Origin of the sequence: Streptomyces sp. NPDC090741 (genome assembly GCF_044769045.1) — a bacterium.
Lineage (GTDB): Bacteria > Actinomycetota > Actinomycetes > Streptomycetales > Streptomycetaceae > Streptomyces.
This window is the reverse complement of the sequence record NZ_JBIVXF010000016.1, coordinates 1-16,623: the sequence shown is the minus strand read 5'-3', so window position 1 is coordinate 16,623 and position 16,623 is coordinate 1. Positions and strand designations below refer to the sequence as shown.

The window sequence follows — 16,623 nt, the reverse complement described above, 5'->3', positions numbered from 1 at the left end:
CGACCGCCGGAGATTCCCCCACCGCATATGTCACCTTGCGGCCCGCTCCGCTTCCAGACCCTGGCGCCGCATCACCACGGCCTGGCGGATGTAATCCAAACCGGTGACGACGGTCAGCACGACGGCGACCGCCATCACCCAGAAGCGCAAGCTCGCCAGCGGCCCGGTCAGCGCGAGCACGTACATGCCCACCGCCGTCCCCTGGGCCAGCGTCTTGAGCTTGCCGCCCCGGCTGGCGGGAATCACTCCGTACCGGATGACCCAGAAACGCATGAGCGTGATCCCGAGTTCCCGCCCGAGGATCACCCCGGTCACCCACCAGGGCAGGTCGCCCAGCCACGAGAGACAGATCAACGCCGACCCCATGATCGCCTTGTCGGCGATGGGGTCGGCGATCTTCCCGAAGTCCGTGACCAGGTTGTACGTACGGGCCAGGTGCCCGTCGAAGATGTCCGTGATCATGGCGACGGCGAACGCGGCCCAGGCCCACGCCCGCCAGACGGGGTCATAGCCCCCGTCCGCGAGCAGCAGCAGGACGAATCCCGGCACCAGGACGAGCCGGATCATCGTCAGGATGTTCGCGATGTTCCACAGGCTGGCCTGATTGACCGCCGCGGCCCCCAGCTTCGCGCCGGGCGCGGGCCGGCGGCCGGTCCCGCCCGCCGCAGATGCCGGGACTCCGGTCATCCGGCCGCCTCCTCGTCAAGGTGCAGGGGCTCGGCCACCAGGTCCACGCCCAGCGTGCCGACCACCTTCGCCGTCACGATACGGCCGGGCACCAGGCCCGTGCTGTCCGTGAAGACGACCTGGCCGTCGGTCTCGGGCGCCTGGTGCGCGGCCCGCCCGTAGGCGCCGGCCTCGTCCTCATCGGCCCCGCCCACCGCTTCCACGGACTCGATGAGTACCTCCAAGGTCTCTCCGATCCGCTCCTCCGCGCGCTGCGAGGTGAGCTCCTCGGCGAGCCGCTGCATGTGCGCGAGCCGCTCGGCGATCGTCTCCTCGTCCAGCTTGTTCTCGTACGTGACGGCCTCGGTGCCGTCCTCGTCGGAGTAGCCGAAGACGCCGATCGCGTCGAGCCGCGCGTGGGTGAGGAAGCGCTCCAGCTCCTTGAAGTCCGACTCGCTCTCGCCGGGGAAGCCGACGATGAAGTTGGACCGGACGCCGGCCTGCGGGGCCTTGGTGCGGATGGTGTCCAGCAGCTCCAGGAACCGGTCGGTGTCACCGAAGCGGCGCATGGCGCGCAGCACGTCGGGGGCCGAGTGCTGGAAGGACAGGTCGAAGTACGGCACGACCTTGGGGGTCGAGGTCAGTACGTCGATCAGGCCGGGCCGCATCTCGGCCGGCTGGAGGTAGCTGACGCGGACGCGCTCGATGCCGTCCACCCCGGCCAGCTCGGGCAGCAGGGTCTCCAGCAGGCGGATGTCGCCGAGGTCCTTGCCGTACGAGGTGTTGTTCTCGGAGACCAGCATGATCTCCTTGACGCCCTGCTCGGCGAGCCAGCGCGTCTCGCCCAGCACATCGCTGGGGCGGCGCGAGATGAAGGAGCCGCGGAACGACGGGATGGCGCAGAAGGAGCAGCGCCGGTCACAGCCGGAGGCGAGCTTGACCGAGGCGACCGGGCTCTTGTCCAGGCGGCGGCGCAGCGGCGCGCGCGGCCCGGAGGCGGGCGCGACCCCGTCCGGCAGGTCGGCGGGGGCCTCGGCGGGCTCCTGCGCGTGGCCAGGCAGGGCCACCTCGGCGTCCTGGCGGGCCGCGGGGCTGATCGGCAGCAGCTTGCGCCGGTCACGCGGGGTGTGGGAGGCGTGGATGCCGCCGTTCAGGATGGTCTGGAGGCGGTCGGAGATGTCGGCGTAGTCGTCGAAACCGAGCACGCCGTCGGCCTCGGGGAGCGCTTCGGCGAGTTCCTTGCCGTAGCGCTCGGCCATACAGCCGACGGCGACGACGGCCTGGGTCTTGCCGTGATCCTTGAGATCGTTGGCTTCCAGGAGGGCGTCTACGGAGTCCTTTTTGGCGGCTTCGACGAAGCCACAGGTGTTGACGACGGCAACGTCCGCATCGGCGGCGTCCTCGACGAGCTCCCAGCCATCCGCCGCCAAGCGGCCTGCGAGCTCCTCCGAGTCCACCTCGTTACGGGCGCAGCCAAGAGTGACAAGGGCGACGGTACGGCGTTCGGGCATGGACTCAAGACTACTTTGTCCAAACGCCGACCCCCGCCCCAAGTCCCGTTAAACCAAGATCCCCGGGGTGCGGCGCAGCACCCCGGGGACCCGGAATCACGGATTCAGCGCTATATCAGCCCGCCTGGGCCGGTCCCTGGCGGGGGTCGTCCTTGGTGTATGTGAGGCGTTCCACCTGACCCGGCTGGAAGTCGTCCTTGATCTCCTTGCCGTTCACGAAGAGCTTCACGACCCCGGCGTCACCGAGGACGAGGTCGATGGACTCCTTGTCCGTGAAGGTCTTGGACTCGCCCGGGGCCAGCGTCCCGTCGAACAGCAGCCGGCCGCTGTGGTCCTTCGCGGAGATCCAGCTCTCGCCGTCGTTGGCCGTCAGGACCACCGTGACGAGGTCCTTGGGCGCGGCGGCGATCGCGCTGTCCGAGGGCTCCGGCTTGGGGGCCCTCGGGGGCTGCGGCTGGGCGGCCGGCTTCCCGGCCGACTGCTTGGGCGCCGCCTGCGGGGCGGCGGAGGCGTCCGCCACCGGCCGCTTGTCCTTCGCGTCGCCGCCGCTGAAGGCGGTGAAGCCCACGAAGCCGATCACGGCGACGATGGCGGCGACCATGGCCGCGGTCCAGTTGGGCCGCTGCCGCTCGGGACGGATGCGCTCGGCGTCGAACATCGGCGCGGCGGGCGTGGGTGCCGGCCGGCCGCCGTGGGCCGCGTCGTACGCGTCGACCAGGGGTTCCGGATCGATGTGGACGGCGCGGGCGAGCGTACGGATGTGACCGCGGGCGTAGACGCCGCCGCCGCACCGCGTGAAATCGTCAGCTTCGATCGCGTGCACGATCGGGATGCGCACGCGGGTGGTGGAACTGACCTCGTCGACAGTGAGCCCGGCGGCGATCCGGGCCTTCTTCAGGGCCGTCCCGATGGACGGGCCTTCGGCCGTGCGTTCGATGATGCGGTCCTCGGACCGGTCGTCGGTCGAAGGACGCTCATCTTCGGGGGAGTTGGAGTTGCCGATGGACACGAGGGCGCCTTTCGAGCGTGTAGCCACCTGCTGGATGTCCAGTCTAGGGGGGTGACGAAAGGGTGGAGCAACCGGAGGGTGGACTTCCTACGCCATCCGAATGGCAATCCGAACAGTGTGGGAAGTCCGGCGTGCTGTGGCGGCCCGGCACCGTGCCCGGTGCCGCCACCTCCCTCAACTTGACGCGGGCCCAGGGGAAACGGTTGCCCGCCCTCGAATCACGGTTGGGTCTCTCCCCGGATGACGGCGAGGACCCCGTCCAGCTCGTCGGCCTTGACCAGCACGTCGCGCGCCTTCGAACCCTCGCTCGGGCCGACGATCCCCCGCGACTCCATCAGGTCCATGAGCCGGCCGGCCTTGGCGAAGCCCACCCGGAGCTTGCGCTGGAGCATCGAGGTCGAACCGAACTGGGTGGAGACCACCAGTTCGGCCGCCTGGCACAGCAGGTCCAGGTCGTCGCCGATCTCCTCGTCGATCTCCTTCTTCTGCTTCTGCCCGACCGTGACGTCGTCCCGGAAGACGGGCGCCATCTGGTCCTTGCAGTGCTGCACGATCCCGGCGATCTCGTCCTCGGTGACGAAGGCGCCCTGGAGGCGGACCGGCTTGTTCGCGCCCATCGGCAGGAACAGCCCGTCGCCCTTGCCGATCAGCTTCTCGGCGCCCGGCTGGTCGAGGATGACCCGGCTGTCGGCGAGCGAGGAGGTGGCGAAGGCGAGCCGCGAGGGCACGTTCGCCTTGATCAGGCCGGTGACCACGTCCACCGAGGGCCGCTGGGTGGCGAGCACCAGGTGGATGCCGGCCGCGCGGGCCAGCTGGGTGATGCGGACGATCGAGTCCTCGACGTCGCGCGGGGCCACCATCATCAGGTCGGCGAGCTCGTCGACGATCACGAGCAGGTACGGGTACGGGCTGAGCTCCCGCTCGCTGCCCGGCGGCAGTTTGATCTTGCCGTCCCGGATCGCCCGGTTGAAGTCGTCGATGTGCCGGTAGCCGAAGGCGGCCAGGTCGTCGTAGCGCAGGTCCATCTCGCGCACGACCCACTGGAGCGCCTCGGCGGCCCGCTTGGGGTTGGTGATGATCGGCGTGACCAGGTGCGGGATGCCCTCGTACGCGGTCAGCTCCACGCGCTTGGGGTCCACGAGCACCATCCGGACGTCCTCCGGGGTGGCCCGCACCATCACCGAGGTGATGAGGCAGTTGATGCAGGAGGACTTTCCGGAGCCCGTGGCGCCGGCGACGAGCACGTGCGGCATCTTCGCGAGGTTGGCCATGACGTAGCCGCCCTCGACGTCCTTGCCGAGCGCCACCAGCATCGGATGGTCGTCCTCGGCCGCGTCCGCCAGCCGCAGTACGTCGCCCAGGTTGACCATCTCGCGGTCGGTGTTCGGGATCTCGATGCCGACGGCCGACTTGCCCGGGATCGGGCTGATGATCCGGACGTCCGGCGAGGCCACCGCGTACGCGATGTTCTTGGTCAGCGCGGTGATCCGCTCGACCTTGACCGCCGCGCCCAGCGTGACCTCGTACCGGGTGACCGTCGGCCCCCGGGTGAAGCCGGTGACGTCCGCGTCGACCTTGAACTCGGTGAACACGTTGCGCAGCGAGGCCACGACCACGTCGTTGGCGGCGCTGCGGGTCTTGCCCGGCCCGCCCTTCTCCAGCAGATCGAGCGAGGGAAGGGCGTACGTGATGTCCCCTCGCAGCTGGAGCTGTTCGGCGCGGGGCGGCAGCGGCTGGGTCGGCGGAGGGGCTTTGGTGAGGTCCGGCACGGACAGGGTCCCGGAAGCCGCGGCGGTGGTGTCGTGCGGCGGCTCGGCCGGCTCCGGGTCAGGGTCCGGCTCGGCGGCCTTGGGCCGCTCCACCCGCGCGGGCGGCACCGGAGCGGTGATCTCCGCTCCCCCGCGCTCCACCGAGATGCCGTGCGTCAGGTCGGCCACCAGCGGGGAGGGCGGCATTCCGCCGTAGACCACCCCGTCCAGCGCGGCGGCGGCCGCCGCGGCCACGTCGACGGCGTCCATCTCCCGCTCGGCGGCCGGCCGGGCCGGGGTCCGGCGCGGGCGCCGCCGCCGGGCGAGCGCCTGCTCCTCGGCGGCGTCGGCGGGATCGGCGCAATCCGCGGGAGCACTCGCGCCGGCGGCCCCCGACCGGGCCCGCCACTGCTCGGGGTCGTGCCGGTCGGCGGGGGCGCCGCCCTCCCCGTACCCCTCGTCGTACTCGTTCGGGGCGATGATCCCCAGCCGGATCCCGAGCCGCCGCAGCCGCTGCGGGATCGCGTTGACCGGGGTCGCGGTCACCACGAGCAGCCCGAAGATCGTGAGCAGCACCAGCATCGGCACGGCCAGCGGCGCGCCCATGGTGAAGATCAGCGGCTTCGAGGCGCCCCAGCCGATCAGCCCGCCCGCGTTCTGCATGGCGGTGGTGCCCTCGTCGCGGCCGGGCGCCCCGCAGGCGATGTGCACGAGACCGAGGACGCCGATGACGAGGGCGGAGAGGCCGACGCCGATCCGGCCGTTGGCGTCGGGCTGCTCGGGATGGCGGATGAAACGTACCGCCATGACGCCCAGCAGGATCGGCACGAGCAGATCCAGTCGCCCGAAGGCGCCGGTGACCAGCATGGTGACCAGGTCCCCGACGGGACCGCTCAGGTTCGACCAGGTTCCGGCGGCGACGATCAGCGCGAGGGCGAGCAGCAGCAGCGCGACGCCGTCCTTGCGGTGGGCGGGGTCGAGGTTCTTGGCCCCCTGGCCGACCCCGCGGAAGACCGCGCCGACCGCGTGCGCACAGCCCAGCCACACGGCGCGCACCAACCGCACCACACCCCCGGTGGGGGACGGCGCGGGCTTGGGCGCCGGCTTCTTGGCGGGGGCGCGCCGGGGCGCCGCGGTCTTCTTCGCGGCTGACCCGCGCGCGGGGGCCGCCTTCTTCGCCGGCGCCGTCGTCCGGCCGGTGCGGCCCTTCGCGGTGCCCGCTGCGCTCTGGGAACCCTTGCCGGACGTACGTGAGGCCATGGGGCCGAGGTTACCGGTGCGCGCGCCGGTGGACACGCGTGCCCACCCCTTCACCCGTTCGTGTCGCGCCCCGCGTCAGCGCTTTGACGCACCGCCAGATCGGGGACCTGCCCGAACGGCCCGGCGGCCGGCCCCTCGACGGGCTCAGTTCTGCGCGGGCAGCACCGGCGTTCCGCCGCCGGTCCCGGGCTCCAGGGCGTCGAGCGCCCGCCGCAGTCCGGTGAGCTTGCGCTCCAGATGGGCCGCGGTCGCCACGACCGCCGCGTCGGCCGCTTCCTCGCCGAGCTGCTTGGTCAGCGCCTCTGCCTGCTCCTCGACCGCCGCGAGCCGCGCGGAGAGCTCGGCCAGCAGGCCGGCCGTCTCCTTGCTGCCGTCGCCGTTGGAGCCGCCGCCCTCCAGCTGGAGCCGCAGCAGCGCCGCCTGCTCCCGCAGCTGGCAGTTCTTCGTGTACAGCTCCACGAACACCGAGACCTTGGCCCGCAGCACCCACGGGTCGAAGGGCTTGGAGATGTAGTCCACCGCGCCTGCGGCGTAGCCGCGGAACGTGTGGTGCGGACCGTGGTTGATCGCGGTGAGGAAGATGATCGGGATGTCCCGGGTCCGTTCACGCCGCTTGATGTGCGCGGCGGTCTCGAATCCGTCCATCCCGGGCATCTGCACATCCAGCAGGATGACCGCGAAATCGTCCGTCAGCAGCGCCTTGAGCGCTTCCTCCCCCGACGACGCCCGGACCAGTGTCTGATCGAGCGCGGAGAGGATGGCCTCCAGCGCCAGCAGATTCTCCGGCCGGTCGTCGACCAGGAGGATCTTGGCCTTCTGCACCATGCCCTGTCCTCCTCGCCCCGGCACGGGGCCTCCCCGGTTCCTGGCACCGGCCTGTACGCCGGGCCCCGCCCCAGAAGAGGACGGCATCCTTGCGCCGTCCGTCCTTGTGCCGGTCATCGTAGCCCCAGTCCCGAGATCGCCACACCCTGTCACCAAGATGTCACTGTGCACGAAGCAGAAACGGTGTGGGGGAGCAGAAGGTTCCCCGCCTCCCGCCCTTTCACACCGTTTTCGCCACAGTCAGTCAGCAATTGGTATCAGAATGCTCGGCCGTCGATCACTTCCCGCGCATCCACTGCTCCATCACCGACAGCAGATAGTCCGGGTCGACCGGCTTGGTGACATAGTCGGAAGCACCGGAGTCGATCGCCTTCTCCCGGTCCCCCTTCATCGCCTTCGCCGTCAGCGCGATGATCGGCAGCCCGGCGAACTGCGGCATCCGCCGGATCGCCGAGGTAGTCGCGTACCCGTCCATCTCGGGCATCATGATGTCCATCAGTACGACCGTCACATCGTCGTGCTGCTCCAGGACTTCGATGCCCTCCCGGCCGTTCTCCGCGTACAGCACCGCCAGTCCGTGCTGTTCCAGCACGCTGGTCAGCGCGAACACGTTGCGGACGTCGTCGTCCACGATGAGCACCTTCTCGCCGTGGAAGTCGTACGACCGGGGCACCACAGGAAGTTCCTCCTCCGGGTTGACCCAACCGCCCTCGGCCCCCTCCGCGTTCGGCTGCCCCGGCACCGCCGTACGCGGCTCCAGGTCGCTCAGCGCCTTGCGCCGCCGCCGGAACAGGGCGGCCCCGCCCTGCCCCTGACCGGCAGGCTCGGCCGCCGGCAGCGCGGGCCGTACGTGCTGCGGCTGCGCCTGCGCCTGCGCCGCGGAGGCGGCCGCCGCCGGGGTCGCCGGCAGCGCGGGCCGCGCCGCGTCGACCTGCCTGCGGTACACCTCGCCGCGCCCGCCGCCGGGCGTGGGCGGCGCGTACCCCTGCGGCGGCAGCTCGCCCGGGTGCAGCGGCAGGTAGAGCGTGAACGTGGACCCGCGGCCGGGCTCGCTCGCCGCGTGGATCTCCCCGCCCAGCAGCCGGGCGATCTCCCGGCTGATGGACAGCCCGAGCCCCGTGCCGCCGTACTTCCTGCTGGTCGTCCCGTCGGCCTGCTTGAACGCCTCGAAGATCACCAGCATCTTGCTCGCCGCGATCCCGATCCCGGTGTCCGTCACCGAGAAGGCGATCAGGTCCGCGTCCGCCTCCAGCAGCGAACCGGCCTCCAACAGCTGCTCGCGGATCGCCGCCGGCACGTCCGCCCCGGCGGGCCGGATCACCAGCTCCACCGCGCCGGTGTCCGTGAACTTCACCGCGTTCGACAGCAGGTTGCGCAGCACCTGGAGCAGCCGCTGCTCGTCCGTGTGCAGGGTCGCGGGCAGCTCCGGGGAGACCCGTACCGAGAAGTCCAGGCCCTTCTCCGCGGTCAGCGGCCGGAAGGTGGCCTCCACGTAGTCCACGAGCTGCACGAGCGCGATCCGGGTCGGCGAGACGTCCATCTTCCCCGCCTCGACCTTCGACAGGTCGAGGATGTCGTTGATCAGCTGGAGCAGGTCCGAGCCCGCCCCGTGGATGGTCTCCGCGAACTCCACCTGCTTCGGCGACAGGTTCTCGTCCGCGTTGTCGGCCAGCAGCTTGGCCAGGATCAGCAGGGAGTTGAGCGGCGTGCGCAGCTCGTGCGACATGTTCGCCAGGAACTCGGACTTGTAGCGCATCGAGACCGCGAGCTGCTCGGCGCGCTCCTCCAGGACCTGCCGGGCCTCCTCGATCTCGGTGTTCTTCACCTCGATGTCCCGGTTCTGCTGGGCCAGCAGCTCCGCCTTCTCCTCCAGCTCGGCGTTGGCGGCCTGCAGCGCCTTCTGCCGGTTCTCCAGCTCGTCGGAGCGCTCGCGCAGCTGCTCGGTCATCTCCTGCGACTGCTTGAGCAGCATCTCCGTCTTGGAGTTGACGCTGATCGTGTTGACGCTCGTACCGATCATCTCGGCGATCTGGCTCAGGAAGTCCTTCTGGATCTGCGTGAAGGGCTGGAAGGACGCCAGCTCGATGACGCCGAGCACCTTCCCCTCGAACAGCACCGGCAGCACGATGACATGGGCCGGCGGCGCCTCCCCGAGCCCCGAGGAGATCTTCAGGTAGCCCGGCGGGGTGTTCTCGACGAGGATCGTCCGCTTCTCCGCTGCGACGGTCCCGATCAGCCCCTCCCCCGGCCGGAAGGACGTGGGCACCGCCCCGCCCGCGTACGCGTAACTCCCGCGCATCCGCAGCTCGTACGAACCTTCGGGACCGCCGTCGGTCCCGATCTCGGTGGTCCCGCCCGAGGGCAGCGCCAGGAAGAACGCCCCGTGCTGCGCCGAGACCACCGGGGTCAGCTCGCTCATGATCAGCGAGGCCACGTCGTCCAGTTCGCGGCGGCCCTGCATCAGGGCGGAGATCCGGGCGAGGTTGCCCTTCAGCCAGTCCTGCTCCTTGTTGGCCAAGGTGGTGTCGCGCAGGTTCGCGATCATCGTGTTGATGTTGTCCTGGAGGACCTGGATCTCGCCCGCCGCGTCCACGTCGATCTTCAGGTTGAGGTCGCCGCGGGTCACCGCGGTGGCCACGGCCGCGATCGCGCGCACCTGCCGGGTCAGGTTCCCGGCCATCTCGTTCACGGACTCCGTGAGGTCGCGCCAGGTGCCGTCCACGTCCCGGACCCGCGCCTGGCCGCCCAGGATGCCCTCGGTGCCCACCTCACGGGCCACGCGCGTGACCTGGTCGGCGAACGAGGACAGCTGGTCGACCATCGTGTTGATCGTCGTCTTCAGCTCCAGGATCTCGCCCCGGGCGTCGATGTCGATCTTCTTGGTCATGTCGCCCTTGGCGATGGCGGTCGTGACCATGGCGATCTGCCGCACCTGGCCGGTGAGGTTGGAGGCCATGAAGTTCACCGAATCGGTGAGGTCCTTCCACGTACCCGACACACCCGGCACGTGCGCCTGGCCGCCCAGGCGGCCCTCCGTACCCACCTCGCGGGCCACGCGCGTGACCTCGTCCGCGAACGAGGACAGTGTCTTCACCATCGTGTTGACGGTGTCGGCGAGCTGCGCGACCTCGCCGCGCGCCTCGACCGTGACCGTCTTCGTCAGATCACCGTTGGCGACCGCCGCCGAGACCTGCGAGATGTTGCGCACCTGCGAGGTCAGGTTGTTGGCCATCAGGTTGACGTTGTCGCTGAGGTCCTTCCAGATGCCGGTCACCCCGCGCACCCGCGCCTGGCCGCCGAGGATGCCCTCGGTGCCCACCTCACGGGCGACCCGCGTCACCTGCTCCGCGAACGAGGACAGCTGGTCCACCATCGTGTTGACGGTGGTGACGAGTTCGAGGATCTCGCCCTTCGCATCGACGGTGATCTTCTTGGAGAGATCGCCCATCGCGACCGCCGTCGTCACCTCGGCGATGTTGCGCACCTGCGAGGTCAGGTTGTTCGCCATGAAGTTGACGGACTGCGTGAGGTCCTTCCAGGTGCCCGAGACCCCCTTCACCTCGGCCTGGCCGCCCAGGATGCCCTCGGTACCCACCTCACGGGCGACCCGCGTCACCTGCTCCGCGAAGTTCGAGAGCTGGTCCACCATCGTGTTGAGGGTGTTCTTCAGCTCCAGGATCTCGCCGCGCGCGTCCACGTCGATCTTCTGCGACAGATCGCCGCGGGCCACCGCCGTCGCCACCTGCGCGATGTTGCGGACCTGCGAGGTCAGGTTCCCGGCCATGCCGTTCACCGAGTCCGTCAGGTCACGCCATACGCCGGCCACCCCGGGCACCTGCGCCTGACCGCCCAGGCGCCCCTCCGTGCCCACGTCCCGGGCCACCCGCGTCACCTGCTCGGCGAAGGCCGAGAGCTGGTCGACCATCGTGTTGATGGTGTTCTTCAGCTCCAGGATCTCGCCGCGCGCGTCCACGTCGATCTTCTGGGAGAGGTCGCCGCGGGCCACCGCCGTGGTCACCTGCGCGATCTGCCGCACCTGCGAGGTCAGGTTGCCGGCCATGAAGTTGACGGAGTCGGTGAGCTCCTTCCAGGTGCCCGAGACCCCCTCCACCCGCGCCTGGCCGCCCAGGCGGCCCTCCGTGCCCACGTCCCGGGCCATCCGCGTGACCTGGTCGGCGAAGCTGGAGAGCTGGTCCACCATCGTGTTCACGGTGTTCTTCAGCTGGAGCATCTCGCCCGAGACGTCCACGGTGACCTTCTGCGACAGATCGCCGTTGGCCACCGCCGTCGTCACCTGGGCGATGTTGCGCACCTGGCCGGTGAGGTTGCGGAAGGCGGTGTTCACCGAATCGGTGAGGTCCTTCCACGTACCCGCCGCACCCGGCACCTGCGCCTGACCGCCCAGCTCACCCTCGACGCCGACCTCACGGGCCACACGCGTCACTTCCGCACCGAAGGACTGGAGCTGGTCCACCATCGTGTTGACAGTGTTCTTCAGCTCCAGCATCTCGCCGGCCACGTCGACCGTGACCTTCTGCGACAGATCGCCGTTGGCCACCGCCGTCGTCACCTGCGCGATGTCCCGCACCTGCGTGGTGAGGTTGCGGAAGACCGTGTTCACCGAATCGGTGAGGTCCTTCCACGTACCCGCCGCACCCGGCACCTGCGCCTGACCGCCCAGCAGGCCCTTCGCCCCGACCTCGCTGGCCACGCGGGTGACCTCGTCCGCGAAGGTGCGCAGCGTCTCCGTCATCTGATTGATCGTTTCAGCCAGCTGCGCCACCTCGCCGCGCGCGCTGACCCGTACCTTCTGTGACAGATCACCATTGGCCACGGCCGTCGTGACCTGCGCGATCCCGCGTACCTGAGCCGTCAGGTTGCCCGCCATCGTGTTGACGGAGTCGGTCAGGTCCTTCCACACGCCCGCGACCCCGGGCACCTTCGCCTGGCCGCCGAGCTCACCCTCCGTACCCACCTCGCGCGCGACCCGCGTCACCTCGGAGGAGAACGACGACAGCTGGTCCACCATCGTGTTCACGGTGTTCTTCAGCTGGAGCATCTCGCCGGCCACGTGCACCGTGACCTTGCGCGACAGATCGCCCTTAGCCACCGCCGTCGTGACGAGAGCGATATCCCGCACCTGAGCGGTGAGCCGGTACGCCATCGTGTTGACGGAGTCCGTCAGATCCTTCCAAGAACCCGACATTCCGCGGACCTGGGCCTGACCGCCGAGCTTGCCCTCGGTACCCACCTCCAGCGCGACCCGCGTCACCTCGTCGGTGAACGCGGACAGCTGGTCGACCAGGTTGTTGACCGTACGCCCGACCTTCAGGAACTCACCGCGCAGCGGATGCCCGACCCCGTCCGGGCTCTGCGTCCGCAGGTCCATCCGCTGGTCCAGATCACCCTCGGCGACCGCCGACAGCACCCGGCCCACCTCGGACACCGGCCGCGCAAGATCGTCCACCAGCTGGTTCGAGGCGTCGATCGCGGCCGCCCAGGAGCCCTCGCAGGCGCCTGTTTCCAGCCGTTCGCTGAGCTTGCCCTCGCGGCCCACCATCCGCCGCACCCGGGAGAGCTCTCCCGTCAGATGGAGGTTGCGGTCGGCGACCTCGTTGTAGACGGCGGCGATCTCCGCCATCACGCCGTCGCCGGACACCGTCAGCCGCTTGCGGAAGTTCCCGTCCCGCATCGACACCAGGGCCGTGAGCAGCCGGTTCAGGGCCGCGGTATCGACTTCCGTCGTGCCGTTGCGGCGGGACCTCCCGCCCTTCGGGCGCGTTCCCGTTCGCCGCACCGCTGCGCCAGACTCCACCGTGTCCCTCCCGAAAGGGTCGACCGCTGTTCCACCGACACCCGGCGAGTCGCACGCCCGGCTATCCGATCCTGCCCAGTGTTTCACCCTGGCCGAACCAGGCCATAACACTTCGGCACCATCGCACACCGGCCGCACTCTGCGGGTGGAATCCCGGACGACGGCACCATGCCGACCGCGAAGGTAAGTAACCTGGCACCCGATGTCCAACCGCGTCGAAGGAGATTCGTGATCACGGCTCGGGCGGCTGCCAGCTTCGACCCCCTCGGGCGCTCGGTCGCCGCGGCCCGGGCGTTCGTCCGCGACACCCTGCAGGGCTGGGGCTTCGCGGACATCGTCGACGACGCCGTGGTGCTCACCAGCGAGCTCGTCACCAACGCCGTGGTCCACGCCGGCACCAGGGCCGAGGTCCTGTGCCTGCGCTCCGGGGACGGAGTACGGGTCGAGATCGCCGACCGGTATCCCGAACGCGAGCTCCCGCTCCAGCACCCCGGTGAGCGCCCGTACGCCGACCCCGACCGGGAGAGCGGCCGCGGGCTGATGCTCTGCGCCGCCCTCGCCACCCGCTGGGGCGTCGAGTACACGGCCACCCACAAGCACGTGTGGTTCCGCCTCGACCTCCCGGACCGGCCGGTCGGTACCCGATCCGCCGGACCCGTCGTCCCGGACCGCCTGCTGCCCCTCGCCGACAGCCGGGTCCGCGTCGCCGTCCTCCAGATCGACGCCTCCGACTCGATCTCCGCCTGGAACGAGGACGCCGAGCACGTCTTCGGCTACACAGCCGAGAAGGTCCTCGGCCGCCCCCTCGCCGAGCTCGCCGCCTGGCCCCAGACCCCCGGCACCGGCACCGGCATCGCCGAGGCCCTGCGTCTGTCCCGCTGGGAGGGCAGCTACGGCATCCGCGGCGCCGACGGCCGCGTCATCCCCGTGTACGCCTCCCACCTGCGGGTCCGCGATGCCCACGGCGAGCCCTCCATCGTCTGCCTGCTGGTCCACGACGACGAGCGGGCCCTGCTCCAGACCCCCGTACGGGTGGCCCCCGCCGACAGCCTCCAGCTCTCCGAGCCCCGCCCCGCGGACCCCTTCGAGGTCTTCATCGGCTCCCCCGCCCCCGACGACCTCGACGGCCTCCTCCAGCGCACCGTCGAACGCGCCCGCGACATGCTCGACGCCGACGCCGCCTTCCTGCTGCTGGCCACCGACGACGAGACGGAACTGGAGGTCCGCGCCACGACCGGGCTCCCCTCCACCCGCCAGCGCTTCGCCCGTGTCCCCGTCGAGGCCGGCACCAACCGGTACGGCTCCGCCCGCATGCCCGCCGTCCACGACGACCTCGCCGCCGTCCCCGGAGCCGTCCCGCTCCTGGAGGCCACCGGCATGCGCTCGGTGATCACCGTGCCGCTCAAGGTCGAAGGCCGGCTCACCGGCTCGCTCGGCGTCGCCGCCGAGAACCCCGGCCGCTACTCCAACGCCGAGGCCCTGCGCCTCCAGTTCGCCGCCGACCGCATCGCCCTCGCCGTCGAATCCGCCCGCCTCGGCGAGCTGGAACGGCTGCGCCGCGGCTCCCTGTCCTTCCTCGTCGAGGCCTCCGACCTGCTCGCAGGCACCCTCGACCGGGACCAGACCCTGGCCCTCATGGCCCAGATGACCGTCCCGACCCTGGCCACCTGGTGCGCCGTCTACACCATCGCCGACCAGTCCTCGGACCCGTACCTCTCGTACGTCCTGCACGAGGACGAGGAGCGCATCGACGGCCTCAAGGCCCTGCTCTCCCGCGTCAGCCCGCCCGAACCCGTCCGCGAGGCCGGCGCCCGGCCCTGGCCGGCGACGGCCCAGGCGGTCGGCGGGGAGACCGTCGTCCTCCCCCTCCTGGCCCGCAACCGCGTCATCGGCATGCTGACCCTCGGCAAGCCGTCCGAGGAGCACTTCCGCCAGGAGATCCTCGAACTCGCCGAGGACCTCTCCCGCCGCGCCGCCCTCGCCCTGGACAACGCCCGCCTCTACTCCGAGCGCACCGCGATCAGCCGCTCCCTGCAGCGCAGCCTGCTCCCGCCCGGCTCCCCCGCGATCCCCGGCATGGAGGTCGAGGTCATCTACCGCGCGGCCGGCGAGGGCAACGAGGTGGGCGGCGACTTCTACGACGTCTTCCCGATCCGCGACGGCGCGTACGGCTTCGCCATCGGCGACGTCTGCGGTACGGGCCCCGAGGCGGCCGCCGTCACCGGCCTCGCCCGCCACGCCCTGCGCCTGCTGGCCCGGGAAGGGCTGGGCGGCCCGGCCGTACTGGAGCGGCTCAATGCGGCCATCCTCGACGAGGGCGCCCGCAGCCGCTTCCTGACCCTCCTGTACGGGGAACTCCACCCCCAGCCGGACGGTGGCGCCCTGATGAAGGTCGTCTGCGCCGGTCACCCGCTGCCGCTGCGCCTGCGCCCGGACGGCCAGGTCACCGCGGCCGCGGACCCGCAGCCCCTGCTCGGCGTGATCGACGACCTCGACCTGTACGAACAGACCCTCACACTGGACCCGGGCGACGTGCTGCTCTGCGTCACGGACGGCGTGACGGAACGCCGCGAGGGCACTCGCATGCTGGGCGACGACGGCCTCGCCGAGGTGCTCACCACCTGTACGGGCCTCACCGCCGGCGCCGTCGCCGCCCGCATCCTGCGCGCTGTGGAACGCTTCGCGGCCGATCCGGCCTCGGACGACATGGCCATCCTGGCCTTCCGCGTCCCCCAGCAACGAACGGGCGACTGAAGCAGCCGAGCCCGTCGGTGACTCACACCGTTGGCGGCGCCTTCATGACCCGGCGCGTGGAAGAGCGCAGTGCGAAGGCCATCACCAATTCGAAGACACCCAGCAGGACGAACCAGAGTCCCAGTAGCCGTGTCAGGGCGACGGCGGAGTCCACCGGGAAGCAGAGCACGACGATTCCGGCCACGACGCCGAGCATGCCCAGGCCGAAGAGCATGCCCCGGTGCACGAGCGCGCGGTCTGCGATCGCCGTGTACGCCCTGAGCACTCCGGTCAGCAACCAGAACACCCCGACGATCAGGGACAGCACGGCGATCGTCTGCATCGGATGCCGTAGCACCAGGACGCCCGCCAGGAACGCGATCATGGCGATCAGGACGCCCGCCAGCCTGCTGCCACCTCCGTCGCCTCCGTGTGAGAAGGCGGTGACGAAGCGGAAGACGCCTGCCACCAGGAACTGCAGACCGATGATGACGGCCAGGATGTGCAGCGTCTCGTCGGGCCAGACGAGAATGAGGATGCCGGGGATCAGGGTCGCGAGGGCGAAGCCGAGTGCCCAGTGCCACGAGCTTCCGAGCTGCTTGAGGTAGTCGTCAGGGTCGCTCTGTGTACCCTGCGGCGCCACGTCGGGGGATTCGGTCATCACGCCTCCCGGGCCAAGGCCGCGGCCCGTGGGACCACCTCGGAGCCGCCGGACTTACCTTATGTGCCCTTCACAACCACCCTAGACCGTTGTGATTCAGCCTGCCCGTCCTGCCCGTCCAGCTCTCGACACCCCGCCGGCCCGCCAGCCCGCCGGCCCGCCCCCGAAGATGCGGCCAAAAACAAAAAAGGCCCCCGCCATATGGCGGGGGCCTTCTTCGATGGAGCCCTTTAACGGAATCGAACCGTTGACCTTCTCCTTACCATGGAGACGCTCTACCGACTGAGCTAAAAGGGCGGGTTGTTCGGCGGCGTCCTACTCTCCCACAGGGTCCCCCCTGCAGTACCATCGGCGCTGAAAGGCTTAGCTTCCGGGTTCGAAATGTAACCGGGCGT

8 protein-coding genes, 1 tRNA gene and 1 rRNA gene are annotated in these 16,623 nt (G+C 70.4%); 1 reads left to right on the top strand and 9 read right to left on the bottom strand.

Going from position 1 to position 16,623, the window contains the following annotated elements:
• Positions 1 to 30: 30 nt before the first annotated feature.
• The 6 genes from pgsA to ACIQU4_RS33090 form a co-directional block, all read right to left on the bottom strand.
• Entirely contained in the window at positions 31 to 687 is a 657-nt protein-coding gene (gene pgsA / locus ACIQU4_RS33115) for a CDP-diacylglycerol--glycerol-3-phosphate 3-phosphatidyltransferase (protein WP_403738656.1), read from the bottom strand.
• A complete protein-coding gene (gene rimO, locus ACIQU4_RS33110) occupies positions 684 to 2,177 on the bottom strand; it encodes a 30S ribosomal protein S12 methylthiotransferase RimO (protein WP_403738654.1) in 1,494 nt (497 codons plus the stop codon). The genes pgsA and rimO overlap by 4 nt, the downstream gene beginning before the upstream one ends.
• A 115-nt stretch (positions 2,178 to 2,292) precedes the next feature.
• On the bottom strand, positions 2,293 to 3,186 hold the full coding sequence (locus ACIQU4_RS33105) for a helix-turn-helix domain-containing protein (protein ID WP_403738652.1): 894 nt from the start codon (positions 3,184 to 3,186) through the stop codon (positions 2,293 to 2,295).
• Between the two features lie 218 nt (positions 3,187 to 3,404).
• Positions 3,405 to 6,194: a DNA translocase FtsK gene (locus ACIQU4_RS33100; RefSeq protein ID WP_403738649.1), complete on the bottom strand. Its 2,790-nt coding sequence runs from the start codon at positions 6,192 to 6,194 to the stop codon at positions 3,405 to 3,407.
• Positions 6,195 to 6,338: 144 nt separating this feature from the next.
• Positions 6,339 to 7,019, bottom strand: a complete 681-nt coding sequence (locus tag ACIQU4_RS33095; RefSeq protein WP_403738647.1) for a two-component system response regulator — start codon at positions 7,017 to 7,019, stop codon at positions 6,339 to 6,341.
• 277 nt (positions 7,020 to 7,296) lie between these two features.
• Entirely contained in the window at positions 7,297 to 12,834 is a 5,538-nt protein-coding gene (locus tag ACIQU4_RS33090; protein ID WP_403738644.1) for a HAMP domain-containing protein, read from the bottom strand.
• 168 nt (positions 12,835 to 13,002) lie between these two features.
• On the opposite strand from ACIQU4_RS33090, the gene ACIQU4_RS33085 reads away from it, so the two are divergent.
• A complete protein-coding gene (locus ACIQU4_RS33085) occupies positions 13,003 to 15,588 on the top strand; it encodes a SpoIIE family protein phosphatase (RefSeq protein WP_403738641.1) in 2,586 nt (861 codons plus the stop codon).
• 22 nt (positions 15,589 to 15,610) lie between these two features.
• Here ACIQU4_RS33085 and ACIQU4_RS33080 read toward each other — a convergent pair whose 3' ends face one another.
• The 3 genes from ACIQU4_RS33080 to rrf form a co-directional block, all read right to left on the bottom strand.
• Positions 15,611 to 16,228, bottom strand: a complete 618-nt coding sequence (locus ACIQU4_RS33080) for an HdeD family acid-resistance protein (RefSeq protein WP_403738638.1) — start codon at positions 16,226 to 16,228, stop codon at positions 15,611 to 15,613.
• 221 nt (positions 16,229 to 16,449) lie between these two features.
• Positions 16,450 to 16,525 (bottom strand) — tRNA-Thr (locus tag ACIQU4_RS33075).
• Positions 16,526 to 16,530: 5 nt separating this feature from the next.
• Positions 16,531 to 16,623: ribosomal RNA gene (gene rrf / locus ACIQU4_RS33070) — 5S ribosomal RNA — on the bottom strand; the annotation flags it as partial.